Genomic DNA, 18,647 nt, shown 5'->3' with positions numbered 1-18,647 from the left:
CAGGAGCCCCGCGCATGCGCGTTCTCATCGCAGAAGACGACCCCGACATCGCCTCCGGCCTGTGCGCCTCGATGCGCCGGCAGGGCCATGTGGTCGACCACGTGGACAACGGCGCGCATGCCGATGCCGCACTGAATTCCACCCAGTACGCCCTGCTGGTGCTGGATCTGGGACTGCCGCAGCTGGATGGCCGCGATGTGCTGCAGCGGTTGCGCCAGCGTGGTGATGGCCTGGCCGTGCTGGTGGTCACCGCACGCGATGGCCTGGCCGAGCGCGTGCGCGTGCTCGACCTGGGGGCCGACGATTACCTGGTCAAACCCTTTGCGCTGGACGAATTCGAAGCGCGCGTTCGCGCGCAGCTGCGTCGGGTCACCAGCAACGGCAATCCTGACCTGCGCATCGGCCGGCTACGCCTGGACCTAACCGGGCACCGGGTGTGGATAGACGAGCAGACGCTGGAGCTGACCGCGCGCGAATTCGGCCTGCTGTCCGCCCTGGCAGTGCGTGCCGAACGCATCGTGTCCCGTGCGCAGCTGGTGGAGGCCCTGTGCGACTGGGGCCAGGACCTGACCGACAATGGCCTGGACATCGCCCTGCATCGTCTGCGCCGCAAGCTGCAGCCGGGCGGCATGGGCATCCGCACGGTGCGCGGGCTGGGCTACATGCTGGAAGACGCCAGCCCGTGATCAGCGGACCGCCCAGCCTGCGACGGCGTCTGCTCGCCTTCCTGGCGCTGCCGATGCTGGGCCTGCTGACCTTCAACACGCTGCTGGCGTACTACGTGGCGCTGGACTACTCCAACCGCATCCACGACCGCAACCTGACCGACGACACCGTGTCGTTCGCACAGATGCTCAGCACCATGCCGGTCAGCAGCGACCTGTCCCCGCAGGCACGCTTTCTCATCGAGTACGATCCCGACGGTCATCGCTACTTCAACGTCGACAGCAGCCGCCTGGGCACCATCGCCGGCAACGCCGATTTCAGTGCCTATGCACCGTCGCAGGACTGCAGCGGCACGCACCCGGCGCTGTACGAAGGTGAATTGAACGGCCAGCAGGTGCGCATGTCGACGGTCTGCACCCAGGCGATGAACGATCCGCAGGACCAGCTGGCGGTGACCGTGGCCGAAAGCATGGCCGACCGCCGCCAGCGCGCACGCGAGATCCTGATGATCGTCATTCCCCTGATGGCCATGCTGGCCCTGGGAATGGCGGCGCTGGTCTGGTTCGGCGTCACCCATGGCCTGCGTATCCTGACGCCGCTGACCTCGCGCCTGGCCCAGCGCCGCGGCGAGCTGGCACCGATTTCCGACGCCGACGTGCCCGAGGAAATCCAGCCGCTGATCAGCACCATCGATGGTCTGTTCGCGCGGCAGGCGGAAATGATCACGCTGCAGAACCGCTTCATTGCCGATGCCGCCCACCAGTTGCGCTCGCCGCTGGCGGGCATGGCACTGCACGTGGACCAGGCACTGGCCCACGGCGATCCAGAGACCGTGCGCGAAGCGCTGCAGAACATCCGCCGTCTCAACCAGCGTACCGCGCGCGTCAGCACCCAGCTGCTGGCGTTGAGCCGTGCCCAGACCGTGCCGGAGACGGTGGAGGCATTGGACCTGTCCGAACTGGTGCCGCAATGGGTGGGCATGCGCGTGCCCGAAGCGATCCGCGATGGCACCGACCTGGGCTACCTGGGTCCGCAGCAGCCGGTGCGGATACTGGGCAACGGCGCAATGCTGCACGAGGCGCTGGACAATCTGATCGACAACGCCCTGCGCTACGCCGGCGTGGATGCGACCGTCACGGTGGGCGTGCACACCCTGGACGACAACGACGTCGAGCTGTACGTCGAAGACAACGGCCCGGGCGTACCCGAGGACGTGATGTCGCGGTTGGGGGAACGTTTCTTCCGCGCGCCCGGCACTGCCGCCAGCGGCACCGGCCTGGGCCTGGCCATCGCCCATGAGGCCGTCGAGCATCTGGGCGGGCGCCTGGGTTACCTCAACCGTCCCGGTGGCGGCCTGAAGGTGTCCATCACCATACCGTTGCTGAAGGGCCCTTGATCCAGCCGGGCCGTTGAAAGGTTGCCGAAAATCGCGCTTGCGATGCTGACCTTCCCGACTGCCGCGCTGGAGCCGACTGGTGTCCGCATCCCATGAGTTCTTTCTTCCCGGTGGCCCGCAGGGCGTCCTGCTGATCCATGGCCTGACCGGCACGCCGGCCGAGATGCGCATGCTGGGCAAAGGCCTGAACAATGCCGGCTTCAGCGTGCACGGTGTGCAGCTGCCCGGCCACTGCGGCAGCGTCGAGGACCTGCTGCAGACCCGTTGGGAAGAGTGGTACCAGGGCGTGGAGGATGCGGCGGCGAACCTGCGCGGCAAGGTCGACCAGTTGTTCGTCGGCGGGCTGTCGATGGGTGCGGTGCTGGCGCTGGCGCTGGCCGCGCGCCGGCCGGACTGGGTCTCCGGCGTGGGCGTGTACGGCGCCACCTTCCGCTACGACGGCTGGAACATTCCGGCGGTCGCGCGCTTCTCGTTCCTGCTGCCGTGGTTCAAACGCCTGGGCATCGGCCGCGACCGCATGTTCATGGAAGAGCCGCCGTATGGCCTGCGCGACGAGCGCCTGCGCGCGCAGGTCAGCGCCGCCATGCTGTCCGGTGACAGTGCCGCTGCCGGCCTGCCGGGCAATCCGTGGCATGCGTTGGCCGAAATGCGCGCACTGAGTACCTGGACCCGCCGTCACCTGCACCAGGTCACGGCACCGTGCCTGGTGATGCACGCCCGCGAGGACGACGTGGCCAGCATGGGCAATGCCGAACTGGTGATCTCACGCGTCAGCGGACCGACTGAACTGGTGGTGCTGGAAGACAGCTACCACATGATCACCATCGATCGCGAACGGCGCGAGGTGATCCGCCGCAGCGCGCGCTTCTTCAGCGACATCGGCGAACGTGCGGGCGTGCTGCAGGCGGTCGCCTGAGATGGGATCGCTTGCCACCCTGCTGTGGCTGGTCAACGTGGTGCTCGACACCGGCGGCCAGCTGGCCTTCAAGGCCGCCGCCAGCGACCCGCAGGACGGCGAAGGCCTGCAGCGCTGGAAACACATGTTCGGCCGTCCCTGGCTGTGGCTGGGCATCGCCTGCTACGTGCTTGAATTCGTCGCCTGGATCGCCTTCCTGTCGCTGGTACCGTTGTCGCAGGGCGTACTGCTCGGCTCGATCAACATCGTCGCGCTGATGGTTGCCGGCCGCATCCTGTTCCGCGAGCGGCTGACGCCGTTGCGGGTGACCGGCATGCTGCTGGTCAGCGCCGGCGTTGCCGTGGTTGGAGCCGGAACATGAGGCGGCTGTACCTGATCGGCTTTCCGCTGCTGATGGCCTTCGACACCTTGGCCCAGCTGTGCTTCAAGTATGCCGGCGACGCCGCGCTGCCGGTCGAGGCCAACACCGCGTGGCTGCTGCGCGTGCTGTCGCAGCCCTGGGTGTACGGCGCGATGCTCGGTTACGTCGGCGCGTTCTTCACCTGGATGAGCCTGCTGCGGCACGCGCCGATCGGCCCTGCGTTCGCGGCCTCGCACCTGGAAGTGATCAGCGTGCTGCTGCTGTCAGCGTGGCTGCTGCACGAACCGTTGACGCTGCATCACCTGATCGGTGCGGTACTGATCGTGGCCGGCATCATCTGCCTGGGTCGTGCCGAAGCGGATGATCCGCACGCTGCAACTGAACCATCCCCGTGAGCCTGCTGTCGCGCGAGTTGCCGCCCACCGCCGGCCTGCCGCTGCAGGCCCGCGATTTCCTTCCCGGTGGCGGTGACCTGTGCGCGATTCTCGCCGAGCAGCTGGGCACGCCGCCGCTGCAGCTGACCTGCTCGGGCACCCACGCCCTGCTGATCGCCCTGCGCACCCTGCGCAGGCGCGCACCGCACCGCGATACGGTGATCCTGCCGGCCTATACCTGCCCACTGGTGCCGATTGCCGTGCACAGCCTCGGCCTGCGCATACAGCTGTGCGATACCCGCCGCGACCACTTCGATTTCGACCCGGTAGCATTGCACGCCGCAGCCGATGCACGCACGTTGGCGATCATTCCCACGCACCTGGGCGGGCGCCTCGCCGATGTCGATCGCGCCTGTGCGATCGCGCACCGCGTCGGTGCATGGGTGATCGAGGACGCTGCGCAGGCACTGGGAGCACGCGTGGCCGGCAACAGCGTCGGCCTGCGCGGCGATATCGGGTTCTTCAGCCTGGCCGCCGGCAAAGGCCTGAGCCTGCATGAGGGCGGACTGCTGCTGACGCATGACGAAGCACTGCGTACGGCAATGATCGAGCAGGCCGCAGGACACACGCCCTTCAGCCTGCGCTGGGAGCTGATCCGCAGCCTGCAGCTGTTGGGCCTGGCAGCCTGCTACCGCCCTTCCCTGCTGTCGCTGGTGTATGGAAACCCGCTGCGGCGCGCCCTGCGCAGCGGCGACCTGGAAGCGGCGGTGGGTGATGTGTTTCCGCTGGACATTCCGCAGCATCGCGTCAGCCGCTGGCGGCAGAACGTCGGTGCACGCGCAGCACAGCGCCTGCCCGATTTCCTGCAGGCGGCCCGCCTGCGTGCGCTGCAGCTGCGCGTGCAGCTGGAGTCGCTGCCCGCCGTTGACGTGGTGGACGGAATGCCTGGCACCCAGGGCACCTGGCCGATGCTGATGCTGCTGCTGCCCAGTGAACGTGCACGTGACAAGGCGCTGTCCGCGCTGTGGCAGCGCGGCCTGGGTGTCAGCCGCATGTTCATCCATGCCCTGCCGGACTACGCCTATCTGCGCGGCATCGTCGCAGACGCGGACGTACCCAATGCCCGCGACTTCGCCGCCCGCTGCCTGACCGTGGGCAACAGTCCCTGGCTGACCCATGCAGACACCCGCGAGATCGTGAAGGTGCTCGCGCGCAAGTAGCAGCTGAAGCCCGGCGAGGCCTGCGCCGCGTTGCTGGCTGAACGCTTCCCGAGTGCCTCCATTCGAGCTTTCAGGCGGAAAGGAACGAGAAAGACGGCCTGCCTACATTGGCCCCGTCGCCGGCATCGTGCCAAGGCCTCTCTTCATCGACGGAGCTGCCCATGCAATGGAGCATCCTGTGTGACTTCGATGGCACCATCAGCCTCGAGGACGTCATCGATTCACTGTTGGAAAAGTTCGGCCAGCCCGGTTGGCAGCAGCTGGAAGATCAGTGGCGTTCGGGTGAGATCGGCTCGCGTGAATGCATGCAGGGCCAGGTCCGCCTGCTGAAGCTGGATCCGGCCGCCCTCGATGCACACCTGGACCAGGTACGCATCGATCCGGGCTTCGCCACCTTCGTCAATCGCGCACACGCGTTGGGCCTGCCTCTGCGCATCGTCAGCGACGGTCTGGACTACGCGATCCATCGCATCCTCGCCAACCATGGCCTGCCACCGCTGCCTGTAGTGGCCAACCACCTGCGCTGGTGTGACGACCATTGGCAGCTGGAATCCCCGTACCAGGCCGAAGGCTGCCGCAGCGGTACCTGCAAGTGCACCTGCGCGGCGCAGGCGCGTGCTGACGAAGCGCCCCGCGTGCTGATGATCGGTGATGGCGCCTCGGATTTCTGCGTGTCCGAACACGCCGATTTCGTATTCGCCAAGCGTCGCCTGATTGCCCATTGCACCGACGCCGGCATTCCCCACGCCGCCATCGACACCTTCCACGACGCTACTGCGCTGCTGCCGCGCCTGCTCGACGGCAGCCTGCTGCAGCCCTCGCTTCCGCGGCTGCTCGCCACCGCCTGATCGCTCCGCCCGTTGCTTCCTTCGAATGCCCTCTCCGGAACCGAACCGATGAATATTTTTGACAAGAACGCCGATGCCGCCATCACCGATGCGCAGTTGCTGGCAGACGAAGCCCGCTACAGTTCCTTCGGCGACACCGTGCACTACGTCGATCCGCCGAAGATCTTCCAGCGCTGCGAAGGCAGCTACATGTTCGACGCCACCGGCACCCCGTACCTCGATCTGCAGATGTGGTACTCGGCCTGCAACTTCGGTTACGCCAACCAGCGGCTGAACAATGCGCTGAAGGACCAGATCGACACCCTGCCGCAGGTCGCCAGCCAGTATCTGCACCCGACGCGTGTGCAGCTGGCCAAGACCATCGCGGTGGACATGCACGAGAAGTTCGGCCTCGATGGCCGCGTGCACTTCAACGTCGGTGGTGCGCAGGCGGTGGAGGATTCGCTGAAGATCGTCCGCAACGCGCGCAACGGCAAGAGCCTGATGTTCGCATTCGAAGGCGGCTACCACGGCCGCACCCTCGGCGCCTCGTCCATCACCTCCAGCTACCGCTACCGCCGTCGTTACGGCCACTTCGGCGAACGCGCGATGTTCATCCCGTTCCCGTATCCGTTCCGTCGCCCGAAGGGCATGACCCCCGACGAGTACTCCGACCACTGCGTGCACCAGTTCGAGCGCCTGTTCGAAAGCGAGTACAACGGCGTGTGGGATCCCAAGGTCGGCCAGGCCGAGTACGCCGCGTTCTATGTCGAGCCGATCCAGGGCACCGGCGGCTATGTCATTCCGCCGCGCAACTTCTTCAAGGGCCTCAAGCGCGTGCTGGACAAGTACGGCATCCTGATGGTCGTCGATGAAATCCAGATGGGGTTCTGGCGCACCGGCAAGCTGTGGTCCATCGAGCACTTCGGTGTCACCCCGGACGTGCTGGTGTTCGGCAAGGCGCTGACCAACGGCCTCAACCCGTTGTCGGGCCTGTGGGCGCGCGAAGAGCTGATCAACCCGACCGTGTTCCCGCCGGGCTCCACCCACTCCACCTTCAACTCCAATCCGCTGGGTACGCGCCTGGGCCTGGAAGTGCTGAAGCTGGGCAAGGAGATGGACTACGAGCGTACCGTGCCGGAAAAGGGCGCCTACTTCCTCGACGGCCTGCGTGGCCTGCAGAAGCGCCATCCGGAAATCGGCGATGTCGATGGCCTCGGCTTGGCCCTGCGTGCGGAAATCTGCGCCGCCGATGGCTTCACCCCGAACCGTGAGCTGCTGGACCGCATGGTCGACATCGGCCTGGCCGGCGACCTGCTGCACGACGGCAAGCGCATGGGCCTCGTGCTCGATGTCGGTGGCTGGTACAAGAACGTGATCACCTTCGCGCCCTCGTTGAACATCACCTACGAAGAGATCGATCTGGCGATCACCCTGCTGGACCAGCTGCTGACCAAGGCCAAGGGCTGAGCTGCAATGCGCTGCCGGTTCCCGTGCCCCGCATGGACATGATCCCGCGTGTTTCCAGCACCGCGCTGGAACCGGCCGCGCTGCTGGAGGGCTTCCTGGCCCACCCGCCCCTGGGGTTCGATGCCAGCCGCCTGCCCAGCGGCCTGCCCAGCTTCCGTGCGCCGCTGGATCTGACCACGACCCTGGACGATGCACTGCGCTCGCGCCTGTTGGGGCTGCCGCTGTCGCGCCTGTGGCGGCCGTGGCTGACCTGGCAGACGCGGTTCATCGGCGCCACCAGCACCGAGTACACACCGCTGCCGGCACATATGTCGGCGGCTGCACTGGCCGACGACGTGCTGCGCCACGGCGTCGGTGACAGTCGACTGCTGGTGGTCAAGGATCTGGCAATCGATTCGCCCTTGCTGGACGATGCGGCCAACGCACACAGCCAGGCCTTCCTGCATGCGCTGCTGGAACGCGGCTTCATCCCGCTGGAAGGCATGCCACTGGCATGGGTGGCGATCGATTTCGATGACATCGACGCCTACCTGGCGCGCCTGTCCACGGCGCGGCGCAAGAACATCCGGCGCAAACTGCGCTCGCGTGCCCACTTGCAGATCGACTGTATCGCTACCGGCGACCCCGCCCTTGCCGAGCCACGGCTGCAGGCCGAACTGCACGCGCTGTACCTGCAGGTATATGCACAGAGCGCGGTGCATTTTGACCAGCTCGACCTGCCCTTCTTCCAGCACCTGCTGGCAGACACGCAGGGCCAGGGGCGCTTGTTCCTTTACCGCCACAACGGCGAGCTGATCGGCTGGAACCTGTGCTACGTGCACGCCGGCAAGCTGGTGGACAAGTACATCGGCCTGTCCTATCCGCAGTCGCGCGACCACAACCTGTATTCGGTCAGCTGGATGCACAACCTGGAATACGCGTTGCAGCACGGCCTCAGCCACTACGTCGCGGGCTGGACCGATTCACGCATCAAGGCCGAACTGGGAGCCAGTTTCACCTCCACCGTGCATGCGGTGCACGCGCGTTCGCCGCTGCTGCGCGCCGCCCTGCGCAGGCTGGCCCCGCACCTGCAGGCTGAGCCGGATGGAGGGGGCTGACCGATGCAGCTGCGCCCCCCGCTGATCCTCGACCTCGATGGTGGCGTACTGCCATTGTCGCAAGCACGCACGCTCGCGCTGCAGCACTGGCATGACCCGCTGCGTTTTGCCTGCCGCAACGCCACGCTGTCGCGCTTCGCCAATGACGTTCTGTTGCCGCTGCCGGCACAACTCGGCACGGTCATGCTCGGCAGCGGCGACTTCCACCATCTCAGCCTGCCACTGCTGCAGCGCCTGCACACGCGCGCCCCGTTCCAGCTGGTGGTGCTGGACAACCATCCGGACAACATGCGCTTTCCCTTCGGCATGCACTGCGGTTCCTGGGTGAATGCCGCTGCCGCGTTGCCGCAGGTATCGCATGTGCACGTGCTGGGCATCACCTCCACCGATATCGGCGTGGGCCACGCGTGGGAGAACCACTGGCGGCCCTTGCTGGGACGGCGGCTGACCTACTGGTGCATGGATGTGGATGTGGGCTGGGCCAGCCGCATGGGCATGGCAGGCGCCTTCCGCCGCTTCGAACATCCCGAGGCACTTGTTGCAGCGTTCGCCGCCGAACAGGCGCAGGCGCCGCGGGCCACCTATCTGTCGATCGACAAGGACGTGTTCGCCGAAGAGGTAGCACGCAGCAACTGGGACCAGGGCCGCTTCCAGCTTGAACATGCGCTGATGGTGATCGAGGCGCTGCGCACCGGTGGACTGGTGGGCAGCGATATCACCGGCGAGGTGTCACTGCCCAACTACCAGAGCCGTTTCAAGCGCTGGTTGTCGTCGCTGGATGGGCAACCCGACATCAGCGCCGATGATCTGCCGACATGGCAGCAGCAGCACCAGCAGGTGAACCGCGAACTGCTGGCGGCGATGGCCGCAGTGCCGACTGCCTGCTGAGCGCTTTTTTGTAGAGCCGAGCCATGCTCGGCTGCTGTTCGCGGTCCCCTGAGTCGAGCATGGCTCGACTCTACAAATGGCGATAGCCGAGCATGGCTCGGCACTACACTGGGTTCCCGCCCCCCGGAGCCGCCGTCATGCCCCAGACCGTCATCCCGCAGCTGCGCATGCGCCATGCCGATACCAGCCTGCCGTTCTACGTACAGGGCCTGGGCTTCATCATCGACTGGGAGCACCGCTTCGAATCCGGCTTCCCGCTGTTCGCCCAGCTCACCCGCGAGGGCCAGACGATCTTCCTGACCGAACACACCGGTGACTGCGAAGTGGGCGGCGCGGTGTATTTCATCGTCGCCGACGTCGATGCCCTGCATCGTACTTTCGGCGCTGCGGGGGTACCCATCGAGCAGCCGCCACACGATACGGATTGGGGAAGCCGCGAAATGCTGATTGTCGATCCGGACGGCAACCGCCTGCGCTTCGCCACGGATGCTGGCTGAATGCCACGGGCTTGAGGGGCGATATACGTTTCGTATACGCTTCGTATATTCCCTGTCGAGAGCTCCCATGGGCATCGTCAACATCGATGACACCCTGCACGACCAGCTGCGCCGTGCCTGCACCGTCTCCAACCGCTCGATCAATGCCCAGGCCACGTTCTGGATCCGGGTCGGCATGCTGTGCGAGATGAACCCGACCCTGAGCTTCCAGGACGTAGTCGCCAGCGAACTGCGCGCCGCCGGCGTGCAGCCGCAGCTGCTTGCGCCCGGGCGGGCCTGAGCCGATGGCCATGATCAAGCGCCCCGATGAGATCGATCGCCTGGCCGAGTCCGGGCGACTGCTGGCGCAGGTCTTCGCGATGCTTGACGCGCTGCCGCTGCAGGGCCGCAGCACGCTGGAGATCAACGACATCGTCGAACGCATGATCGTCGACGACCTGCAGGCACGGCCCGCCAGCAAAGGGCAGTACGGTTTCCCGTACGTGCTCAATGCCTCGATCGACAGCGTCATCTGCCACGGCATGCCGTCGGCCGACGATGTGCTGCGCAATGGCCAGATCGTCAACCTCGACATCACGCTGGAGAAGCACGGCTACATCGCCGATTCCAGCACCACGTATCTGGTGGGTGAAGTCGACTACGCCGCGCGCAAGCTGGTGCAGGTGACCTATCAGGCCATGTGGAAGGGCATCGCCGCTGTGCGGCCAGGCGCGCGCCTGGGCGACATCGGCCACGCCATCGCCCGCCATGCCCGCAGCCACGGCTACAGCGTGGTCAAGGAATACTGCGGCCACGGTATCGGCCAGGAAATGCACGAGGAGCCACAGATCCTGCACTACGGCCATGCCGGCACCGGCATGGAACTGCAGGAAGGCATGGTGTTCACCATCGAGCCGATGCTCAACCAGGGCAAGCCTGCGATCCGCCAGCAGCCCGACGAATGGCCGGTGTACACCCGCGACGGCAAGCTGTCAGCGCAGTTCGAGCACACCGTAGCCGTGACCCGTACCGGTGTGCGCGTGCTGACCCTGCGCCCCGATGAAACCCCGTTGTGCGCAGTGGACGCGGCCTAGAGCGGACGCAGCAGCAACAGCAGCGCAAGGCACAGCATGAAGGCCGCCACGCCTGCATCCAGCACCCGCCACGCTGCTGCGTTGCGGAACACCGGCTGCAGCAACCGGGCGCCGAATCCCAGCCCGCAGAACCAGAGCACGCTGGCCACGCAGGCGCCCGCCGCGAACGCCCAGCGCAGCTCGCCCGGATAGCGCGTGGACAGGCTGCCCAGCAGCACCATCGTATCCAGGTAGACGTGCGGGTTGAGCAGGGTGAAGGCCAGGCAGGCCAGCAGCACCTGCCGCCGGCTGCCACCACTGGCATCGGCCGCGGCCAGCGCGCTGCCACCGCGCCATGCGCGCAGCCCGGCCTGCAGGCCATAGCACAGCAGGAAGGCGGCCCCGCCGAAGCGCAGCACCTGCAACAGCAGCGGCCATTGCAGCACCAGCGCTCCCATGCCGCCCACGCCGGCCAGGATCAGCGCGATGTCCGCGCCCATGCAGGCCAGCACCACCATGCCCACGTAGCGACGCTGCAGCCCCTGCCGCAGCACGAAGGCGTTCTGCGCACCAATGGCGATGATCAGGCCAGCCCCCGCAAACAGGCCGGCCAAAGCCGCAGCAATCCACATCCGACGCTCTCCACCGTGAAAGGAGGCGCAGGGTGCGACCAACGGACCCGTTAAGGCCAGCTGGTTTTTCTTTATCCTGTGCAGAAAAACTGAAGAGGCACCGCGTGGACCTGGTACATCCGCAGTTGAGCGCCTTCACCGCGGTGCTCGAAGAAGGCAGTTTCGAGGCCGCCGCACGCCGCCTGTCGATCAGTCCGTCGGCGTTGTCGCAACGGATCAAGGCGCTTGAGGACCGGCTGGGCCAGGTGCTGGTGGTACGGCAAGCGCCGTGCCGGCCTACTGCTGCCGGCGAAGTACTGCTGCTGCGGGTGCGGCCGATGCAGGCGCTGCAGGCCGAAGCGTTGGCCGAACTGCTGCCGGACCACGGCGGCGATGCCACCCGCACGCCGATTCCGTTGGCGGTCAACGACGATTCGCTGGACACCTGGTTCGTCGCCGCCATCGCCGAGCTGCACCAGCGCCACGGCTACCTGTTCGACCTGCGCATGGACGACCAGGACCACACCCTGGAACTGCTGCGCAACGGCAGCGTGCTTGGCGCGGTCACCGCCGAACGCAACCCCCTGAAGGGCTGCAACGTGCATCCGCTGGGCGCGATGCGCTACCACGCCATCGCCTCACCGGCCTTTGCGCGGCGCCACTTCAGCAAGGGCATGCAGGCCGACGCATTGGCGTCGGCGCCGATGATCGTGTTCAACCGCAAGGATGAACTGCAATGGCGTTTCCTGCGCAGGCTGACCCGTGCACGCCTGCAACCACCCGTCCACTACCTGCCCTCCTCCACCGGCTTCGTCGATGCTGCCGCGCGTGGACTCGGCTGGTGCCTTGCTCCGGAGGCCCTGGTTACGCCAGCGGTACAGGCCGGGCAGGTGGTGGTGCTGGAACCTCGTCGCTGGCTCGACGTACCCTTGTTCTGGCAGCATGCCGCCGTGCGTTCGAGCACGCTGCAGCACATCACCCAGGCGCTGCGCACCGCCGCTGGCAACACCCTACGTTGAAAAGAGCATGATCCAGACCACCGCAGACCCCGGCTTCACGCGCGGACCACTACCGTTTGCCCACTTCTTCACTACAGGAACGGCATGCGCCTGAGCTGCCCACGGACAAGGATGCACCGCGCGCTCGGCGCTGCCGGCCTGGCCTTGCTGGCAAGCCTGCCGCTGGCCGCGGCGGCACAGACCAGCGCGCCCCCCGCACTGGAATGGGAACAGGCGCGGCAGCGGCTGGAGCAGGTCTCCGACGCACTGGCCGCTGCTGATGCCGGCGTGCGCAACAAGGAAGAACTGCAGGAAGCCACCCGCCTGCTGCGCCTGCCGGAAATCACCGGCGAAGTGCGTCGGCTGCAGTTCCAGAAGACCCTGACCCTGCCGCTGGGCTCACTGGCACCGGTGGCCGAGGCCTATGGCATCGACTCGCCGCTGTCGTTCACCGAACGTGATTGGCGCACGCGGCCGGTGGTCACCGCCGTGCTGCCGCTGTACACCGGCGGCCTGATTCCCGCCGCGCAGCGTGCTGCCGGCGCGGCCAGCGAACAGGCCAGCGCCGAGCGCGAAGCGCAGCGACAGTCACTGACCGTGCAGCTGGCCCAGGCCTACTTCGGCCAGCGCCTGGCCGAACAGGCCGTAGTCGTGCGCCGCGATGTGCGCGATGGCCTCAACCGCCACCTGTCCGATGCAGAAAAGCTGGAACGCGAAGGCTTCGCCACCCGAGCGCAGCGCCTGCAGGCTACCGTCGCCCGCGACAAGGCCGAGCGCGAGTACCAGAAGACCCTCAATGATCTGGCCACGCTGAAGGCTGCGCTGGCCACCCTGCTGCGCAGCGGCGGCGATGTGCAGCCATTGTCGCCGCTGTTCGTGCAGCGTACCCCGCTGGAACCGGTCACCAGCTTCGAGCGCACCGCACAGGCGCGGCAGCCGCAGATCGCGCGCCTGCGGGCGATCGTCGCGCAGGCCGAACAGGGCGTGCGCGTGCAGCAGGCCAAGCTCAAGCCAACGGTGTTCCTGTTTGGCCAGTACGATTTCCGTCGCCGCGACGAAATGCTGACCGATCCGGACTGGGCGTTCGGCATCGGCCTGAAGTACACCTTCCTGTCGCCGAACTCGCGGCCGGCACAGATCAGCGCGGCACGCGCGCAGCAGGAACAGGCCGAGGCCGGCCTGCGCGAGGCCGAGAACCAGGTTGCACTCGGTGTGCGCAAGGCCTGGAACGAGCTGGAAACCGCACGCCAGCAGTTCGTGCTGCTGGACAGCAGCATCGCCCAGGCCGACGAGAACCTGCGCCTGCAGGAGCTGGCCTTCCGCGAAGGCCAGGCCACCTCGCTGGATGTGATCGATGCGCGGCTCGGCCTTGGTGGTGCCCGCGTCGAACGTGCGCAGGCGGCCTATCAATACGATATCGCCTTGGCGCAGTTGCTTGAGGTGAGTGGACAGATGGACCGCTTCGAAGACTATCGGCGGCGTGCAGACGAGGTGATCGATCATGAGTGATGTGTTGCACGACGAAGCAACGACGCCCCCGGGCAAGCGCCGGTTGGGCCCGATTCTGCTGGTGGTGCTGCTGGTGGCGGTGGTGCTGGGCCTGTGGCTGGCCTGGCGCAGCCCCGCCGACCAGATCCAGGGCATGGCCGACGCCGACGCCCTCAACGTGTCGGCCAAGATCACTGCGCGCGTGGCCGAACTGAAAGTGCGCGAGGGCGATCGCGTGCAGGCTGGGCAGGTGCTGTTCCTGCTCGACAGCCCCGAAGTCGCAGCCAAGGAACAGCAGGCGCGCGGCGCGCTGGCTGCGGCGCAGGCGGTGGCCGACAAGGCCAACGACGGCGCACGCAGCGAAGACATCCGCGCGGCCGAAGCCAACTGGAAGCGCGCCGAAGCCGGTGCCACCCTCGCCGAAGCCACCTACCGGCGCGTGCAGAACCTGTTCAACGAAGGGGTGATGACCCGCCAGAAGCGCGACGAAGCCGCTGCCCAGGCCACCAGCTCACGCGAACTGGCCCGTGCCGCCCGCGCCCAGTACGACATGGCGTTGGCCGGTGCGCGCGAACAGGACAAGCGTGCCGCACAGGGCCAGGTGCAGCAGGCGCAGGGCGCGGTGGCGGAAGTCAACGCCGCGCGCGTTGAAGTGGAAGGTCGCGCACCGGTGGCCGGTGAAATCAACAAGCGCATGGCCGACCCGGGCGAACTGGTACCGGCCGGCTACCCGGTGTTCACCCTGGTCGATATCGACCGCATGTGGGTGTCGATGAACCTGCGCGAATCGCAGATGCAGGGCCTGAAGGTCGGCAGCAAGCTGCGTGGCAGCGTGCCGGCGCTCGGCAAGGACGACGAGTTCGAGGTCTATTTCATCAATCCCGCGGGCGACTACGCTACCTGGCGTACGACCCGTCAGTCATCGGGCTATGACGTGCGCAGCTTCGAAGTGCGGGTGCGCCCGGTACGCCGCATCGAGGGCTTCCGCCCCGGCATGAGCGTCCTGTTCGCATGGCCGCAGCACTGAATACCGACCGCGGCAGCTTCGGCAGCTCATGGCAGCGCGAACTGCGCCGGTTGCGCAGCAACCGCGCAGACCTCGCACTGGTGACCGTGCTGCCGCTGTTGATGCTGGTGGTGATGGCGTGGATGTTCTCCGCATCGGTGATGCGCGATGTGCCGATTGCCGTGGTCGACCTGGACCACAGCAGCGACAGCCGCCTGCTGCTGCGCATGCTGGATGCCAGCCCCGGTGTGCGCATCGCCAGCCAACCGGCAGGCATGGAGGAGGCACGTGGGCAGCTGCGCCGGCTGGAAGTGTTCGCGGTGGTGCTGGTGCCGCGCGATGTGACCCGCCAGGCGTTGCGGGGCCAGCAAGGCACGGTGTTTTCCTATTACAACGCCACCTACATGACCACCGGCCAGTCCGCCGCGCGTGATATCGGCGATGCGGTATCGGCATGGAACGCGCGCCTGCTGCGCGAACGCATCGGCCTGCAGGTCGGGCCGGGCAAGCTGCGCGCCGCGCCCATCGCGGTGCAATCGGACATCCTGTTCAATCCGGCGCGCAGCTACGAGCTCTTCCTGCTGCCGCTGATCTTCCCGGCGGTACTGTCGCTGGTACTCGCGCTGGCGGTGGCCGGCAGCCTCGGCCGTGAGATCCGCGACGGCACCCTGCCCGCCTGGCTGGGCCACGCGCCGTGGTCGGCCATTGCCGGCAAGGTGCTGCCCTACGTGCTGCTGTTCTCGTTGTACGGCGCGCTGGGCGCGGCCTACCTGGCCTGGCTGCGCGGCGACGGCATCGCCGGCAGCGTGGTTCTGCTGCTGCTCGCACAGCCGCTGTTCTACCTGGCCACCGCGGCCTATGCCCTGTTCTTCGTCGGCGTCACCCGCGACATGGGCACCGCCCTGTCCGCAGTGGGTCTGAGCATCGGCACCGCACTGGCCTTTTCCAGCGCCACGTTCCCGGTGATCGACGCACCGTTGTTCACCCGCGTCTGGCACCTGCTGCTGCCGCTCAGCGCCTACATCAAGCTGCAGACCCAGCAGCAGTTCATCGGCTCGCCACTGGTGGTGTCGCTGTGGCCGCTGGCCACGCTGCTGCTGATGATCGCGGTTGCAGGCGGCACCGGCGGTTGGCGCCTGATGACGTTCGCGCGCACCCCGCAGGCCGCGCAACCCGCCGGGGCTGGCGCATGAGCAGGATCTGGCACAGCCTGCGGCAGACCCTCCTGGCCGTGCTCTGCGACCGCTATGCGATCGTGGTGATGGTCGGCGCGGTGATCCTGTACTCGTTCTTCTACCCCGCCGCCTATCGCCACCAGGTAGCCGGCAACCTGCCCGTGCTGGTGGTCGATGAAGACCACAGCGCGACCAGCCGCGAACTGCTGCGCAAGCTCGATTCGCTGCGCGTGGCCCATGTGGTCGGGCAACCGGCCGATCTGCAGGATGCGCGTGCACAGCTGGAAGCCGGCCACGCCGAAGGCATCGTGCTGATCCCGGCCAACCTGGAGCGCGACATCCTGCGTGGCCATCCGGCCAAGCTGGTACTGCTCGGCAACGGCGCCTATCTCGGCCGCGCCAGCTGGGTGCTGGGCAGCGTGGCTGATGCACTGGGCGCGTTCGGCCGCGACGCGGCAGTCACCCAGGCCGCGTTCATGGGCGCGCCACAGGCACCACCGGTCGCCCTCGTGCAACGGCCGCTGTACAACACGCAGGAAGGCTATGGCAGCGCGATCGTGCCTGGCGTGGCCGAACTGATCGTGCATCAGACACTGCTGATGGGCATCGGCGTGCTGCTCGGCGGTCGCCGGTTGGTGCTGGGCCGGCGCCTGCGCTTCGACCTGCCCACCCTGACCGGCATGGCCCTCGGCTTCGGCCTGATCGGGCTGTTCGGGCTGTTCTGGTACGCCGGCTTCACCGCCTGGGTGCAGGACTATCCGCGTGGCGGCAACCCGCTCGGGCAACTACTGGGTGGTACGCTGTTCATCGCTGCCACGGTAGCGTTCGGCCTGTTCGTCGGCAGCTTCTTCCGCACCCGCGAACGCGCCTTCCAGTACATCATCGCCACCTCCATCCCGCTGTTCTTCCTGGCCAGCCTGTCGTGGCCGGCGGTGATGACGCCGCGCCCACTGGTGTGGCTGGCACAACTGCTGCCGACCACCTCCGGCATCAACCTGATGGTGCGCCTGAACCAGATGGACGCCACCCTGGCCGAGGTCAGCCACGAGCTGATCACCCTGGCCGTGCTGCTGGTGCTGTACAGCGCCCTCGCCCTCTGGCGCCTGCACAGCAAAAAAGGGGCGGAGGGGAAGAGAGCGACGTAATCCCCTCCGTCCCCTTTTACGGCTCTGGTGCGTACCAGAACGGGATGTTGTATTCGCGGCGGCGGCTGGGGCCACGTTCGCCGCCGTCGGCGTTCCAGACCAGTCGCAGGTCATGCCGGCCCGGCTTCAGATCCGCCATCGGCAAGTAGCCCACCAGTCCGCGCATGTCCAGGTCGCGACGCTCCATCGGCACGAAATCATGCAGGTCGACCTTGCCGCCATCGAGCTGCACCGTCCACAGCAGTGCCATGCAGTTCACCGCCGCTGTCGCCGCCTGTGCACCCTGCGCTTCGTTGCGGGCACCACCGGCACAGCGCTGCCGTGCTACCGGATTGTCACGCTGCGGACGGTGCGGAATGAACAGCCGCAACCGCGATGCACTGATGGAATCGGCCGGAATCATTGGATAGGGCAGCAGCTGGTCATGCGCAGAGCGCAGCGATTCGTAGTGCGCGCCCAGCATGCCATGGTCCACGGCTTCTTCGGTCAGCACGCTGTAGCGGTTGAACAGCGAGAACTTCATCGAGCCGTACACCTGCAGGGCGGCGAGCACCATCGCCAGCATCACCGCCGACAGGTAGATCACGGTGAACGAGCGACCGCGCAGGTTGCTCTGCAGGGTCCACTGCATGGTCTGCAGCAGGCGCAGCATCGGCACCCGCTGCAGGCCAGCCAGCACCGACTGCAGCCGCTTCTCCTGCCGTGCGGTGTCCAGGCCCCGCGCGTGGCGCCGGGCGATCGACTTTTCCAGCAGCATCGGCACCATCGCCAGACCGAGCAGGCCAACCATCAGCACCGCGACAATTCCCAGCGTGATGCGATCAACATCGCCGAAGGCGGCACCGATGGCCATCGCCACACCGAGCGAGACAATCGCCACCACCAGGGTGCCGGCCAGGGTCTGCACGCACAGCAGCGTGGTCGAGAACAGCATGGTGGCAAGCCGGTCCGCGCGTTCGATGGTGCCGTCGAGCCCACCGTAGCGTTGCTGCAGGAACGCGCGTGAGAACGGCCCGAGCATCGTCAGCCGATCCCAGTCGATGCCGTTGGGGAAGTGCGATTTCAGGCCGATCAGGCCGATCCAGTAGCCGCGCACCGCCAGGTGGATGATCAAGGCCACCGCCAGCACGTAGCACATGCCGACGCCGATGCTGAAGGCGAACCACAGCGCTTGGAAATAGACCCCTTCGGTATGCAGGCTGCTGCGCGCCCACGCATCGAACAGGTAGCCCGGCACGGCCAGCAGTGCGAAGGCGAGCAGGCCGGAAATGAACAGCTCCAGCTCGTCGGTGCGGTCGCGCACGCGGGAGTAGCTGCCTGTCGTGCGAGGCACTGCATCGGCAACATCGGACGGGTCCCGTCGGTCCACAGCACTCGACTCGTTCACTGGCGATTCATCCCTGGAGGTCGGCGCAGTATAGGCATGCGCCCTGCTCCGCGGAACGGGACCGGAAACGAAG

At 66.9% G+C, this 18,647-nt stretch carries 20 protein-coding genes; 18 read left to right on the top strand and 2 right to left on the bottom strand.

Annotation, left to right across the window (positions count from 1 at the left end):
* Positions 1-14 precede the first annotated feature (14 nt).
* The 13 genes from QP457_RS06895 (at position 15) to map (ending at position 10,785) form a co-directional block, all read left to right on the top strand.
* Positions 15-686, top strand: a complete 672-nt coding sequence (locus QP457_RS06895) for a response regulator (RefSeq protein ID WP_089239707.1) — start codon at positions 15-17, stop codon at positions 684-686.
* On the top strand, positions 683-2,062 hold the full coding sequence (locus QP457_RS06890; protein ID WP_205404832.1) for a sensor histidine kinase: 1,380 nt from the start codon (positions 683-685) through the stop codon (positions 2,060-2,062). Before QP457_RS06895 ends, QP457_RS06890 begins: the two co-directional genes overlap by 4 nt.
* Before the next feature lie 79 nt (positions 2,063-2,141).
* A complete protein-coding gene (locus QP457_RS06885) occupies positions 2,142-2,978 on the top strand; it encodes an alpha/beta fold hydrolase (protein ID WP_100551960.1) in 837 nt (278 codons plus the stop codon).
* Position 2,979: 1 nt separating this feature from the next.
* The gene (locus QP457_RS06880) at positions 2,980-3,339 is read left to right on the top strand and encodes an EamA family transporter (RefSeq protein WP_025873780.1); all 360 of its coding nucleotides are present in this window, start codon (positions 2,980-2,982) and stop codon (positions 3,337-3,339) included.
* The gene (locus QP457_RS06875) at positions 3,336-3,734 is read left to right on the top strand and encodes a DMT family transporter (RefSeq protein ID WP_100551959.1); all 399 of its coding nucleotides are present in this window, start codon (positions 3,336-3,338) and stop codon (positions 3,732-3,734) included. Before QP457_RS06880 ends, QP457_RS06875 begins: the two co-directional genes overlap by 4 nt.
* Positions 3,731-4,933 carry a DegT/DnrJ/EryC1/StrS family aminotransferase gene (locus QP457_RS06870; RefSeq protein WP_205404833.1) on the top strand — a complete coding sequence of 401 codons (1,203 nt, stop codon included), beginning with the start codon at positions 3,731-3,733 and terminating at the stop codon, positions 4,931-4,933. The genes QP457_RS06875 and QP457_RS06870 overlap by 4 nt, the downstream gene beginning before the upstream one ends.
* A 161-nt stretch (positions 4,934-5,094) precedes the next feature.
* Positions 5,095-5,781, top strand: a complete 687-nt coding sequence (locus QP457_RS06865) for an MtnX-like HAD-IB family phosphatase (RefSeq protein ID WP_205404834.1) — start codon at positions 5,095-5,097, stop codon at positions 5,779-5,781.
* A gap of 48 nt (positions 5,782-5,829) precedes the next feature.
* Positions 5,830-7,230 (top strand): aminotransferase class III-fold pyridoxal phosphate-dependent enzyme, encoded by a 1,401-nt coding sequence (locus tag QP457_RS06860; protein ID WP_205404835.1) that lies wholly within the window; start codon positions 5,830-5,832, stop codon positions 7,228-7,230.
* Positions 7,231-7,262: 32 nt separating this feature from the next.
* The gene (locus QP457_RS06855) at positions 7,263-8,327 is read left to right on the top strand and encodes a GNAT family N-acetyltransferase (RefSeq protein ID WP_205404836.1); all 1,065 of its coding nucleotides are present in this window, start codon (positions 7,263-7,265) and stop codon (positions 8,325-8,327) included.
* Positions 8,328-8,330: 3 nt separating this feature from the next.
* Positions 8,331-9,215: a hypothetical protein gene (locus QP457_RS06850; RefSeq protein WP_205404837.1), complete on the top strand. Its 885-nt coding sequence runs from the start codon at positions 8,331-8,333 to the stop codon at positions 9,213-9,215.
* Between the two features lie 137 nt (positions 9,216-9,352).
* Positions 9,353-9,712: a VOC family protein gene (locus QP457_RS06845; protein WP_180164057.1), complete on the top strand. Its 360-nt coding sequence runs from the start codon at positions 9,353-9,355 to the stop codon at positions 9,710-9,712.
* Between the two features lie 67 nt (positions 9,713-9,779).
* Entirely contained in the window at positions 9,780-9,992 is a 213-nt protein-coding gene (locus QP457_RS06840; RefSeq protein WP_025873788.1) for a ParD-like family protein, read from the top strand.
* Positions 9,993-10,002: 10 nt separating this feature from the next.
* Complete coding sequence (gene map / locus QP457_RS06835) at positions 10,003-10,785, top strand: type I methionyl aminopeptidase (protein ID WP_205404838.1); 783 nt, start codon at positions 10,003-10,005, stop codon at positions 10,783-10,785.
* Here map and QP457_RS06830 read toward each other — a convergent pair.
* On the bottom strand, positions 10,782-11,396 hold the full coding sequence (locus tag QP457_RS06830) for a LysE/ArgO family amino acid transporter (RefSeq protein ID WP_205404839.1): 615 nt from the start codon (positions 11,394-11,396) through the stop codon (positions 10,782-10,784). The genes map and QP457_RS06830 overlap by 4 nt on opposite strands.
* 104 nt (positions 11,397-11,500) lie before the next feature.
* Between QP457_RS06830 and QP457_RS06825 the strand changes: the two genes are divergently transcribed.
* The 5 genes from QP457_RS06825 (at position 11,501) to QP457_RS06805 (ending at position 17,187) form a co-directional block, all read left to right on the top strand.
* Positions 11,501-12,394, top strand: a complete 894-nt coding sequence (locus QP457_RS06825; RefSeq protein WP_205404840.1) for a LysR family transcriptional regulator ArgP — start codon at positions 11,501-11,503, stop codon at positions 12,392-12,394.
* Between the two features lie 111 nt (positions 12,395-12,505).
* On the top strand, positions 12,506-13,882 hold the full coding sequence (locus QP457_RS06820) for a TolC family protein (protein WP_205404841.1): 1,377 nt from the start codon (positions 12,506-12,508) through the stop codon (positions 13,880-13,882).
* On the top strand, positions 13,875-14,888 hold the full coding sequence (locus tag QP457_RS06815) for an efflux RND transporter periplasmic adaptor subunit (RefSeq protein ID WP_205404842.1): 1,014 nt from the start codon (positions 13,875-13,877) through the stop codon (positions 14,886-14,888). Before QP457_RS06820 ends, QP457_RS06815 begins: the two co-directional genes overlap by 8 nt.
* Positions 14,873-16,060: an ABC transporter permease gene (locus QP457_RS06810; RefSeq protein ID WP_205404843.1), complete on the top strand. Its 1,188-nt coding sequence runs from the start codon at positions 14,873-14,875 to the stop codon at positions 16,058-16,060. The genes QP457_RS06815 and QP457_RS06810 overlap by 16 nt, the downstream gene beginning before the upstream one ends.
* On the top strand, positions 16,057-17,187 hold the full coding sequence (locus QP457_RS06805; protein WP_205404844.1) for an ABC transporter permease: 1,131 nt from the start codon (positions 16,057-16,059) through the stop codon (positions 17,185-17,187). Before QP457_RS06810 ends, QP457_RS06805 begins: the two co-directional genes overlap by 4 nt.
* Positions 17,188-17,203: 16 nt before the next feature.
* On the opposite strand, the gene QP457_RS06800 is transcribed toward QP457_RS06805, so the two are convergent.
* Complete coding sequence (locus QP457_RS06800) at positions 17,204-18,520, bottom strand: hypothetical protein (protein WP_205407019.1); 1,317 nt, start codon at positions 18,518-18,520, stop codon at positions 17,204-17,206.
* Positions 18,521-18,647 lie beyond the last annotated feature (127 nt).

Origin of the sequence: Stenotrophomonas sp. As-7, assembly GCF_030291015.1 — a bacterium.
Taxonomy (GTDB): domain Bacteria; phylum Pseudomonadota; class Gammaproteobacteria; order Xanthomonadales; family Xanthomonadaceae; genus Stenotrophomonas; species Stenotrophomonas lactitubi.
This window is presented reverse-complemented; position numbering and strand designations above follow the sequence as displayed.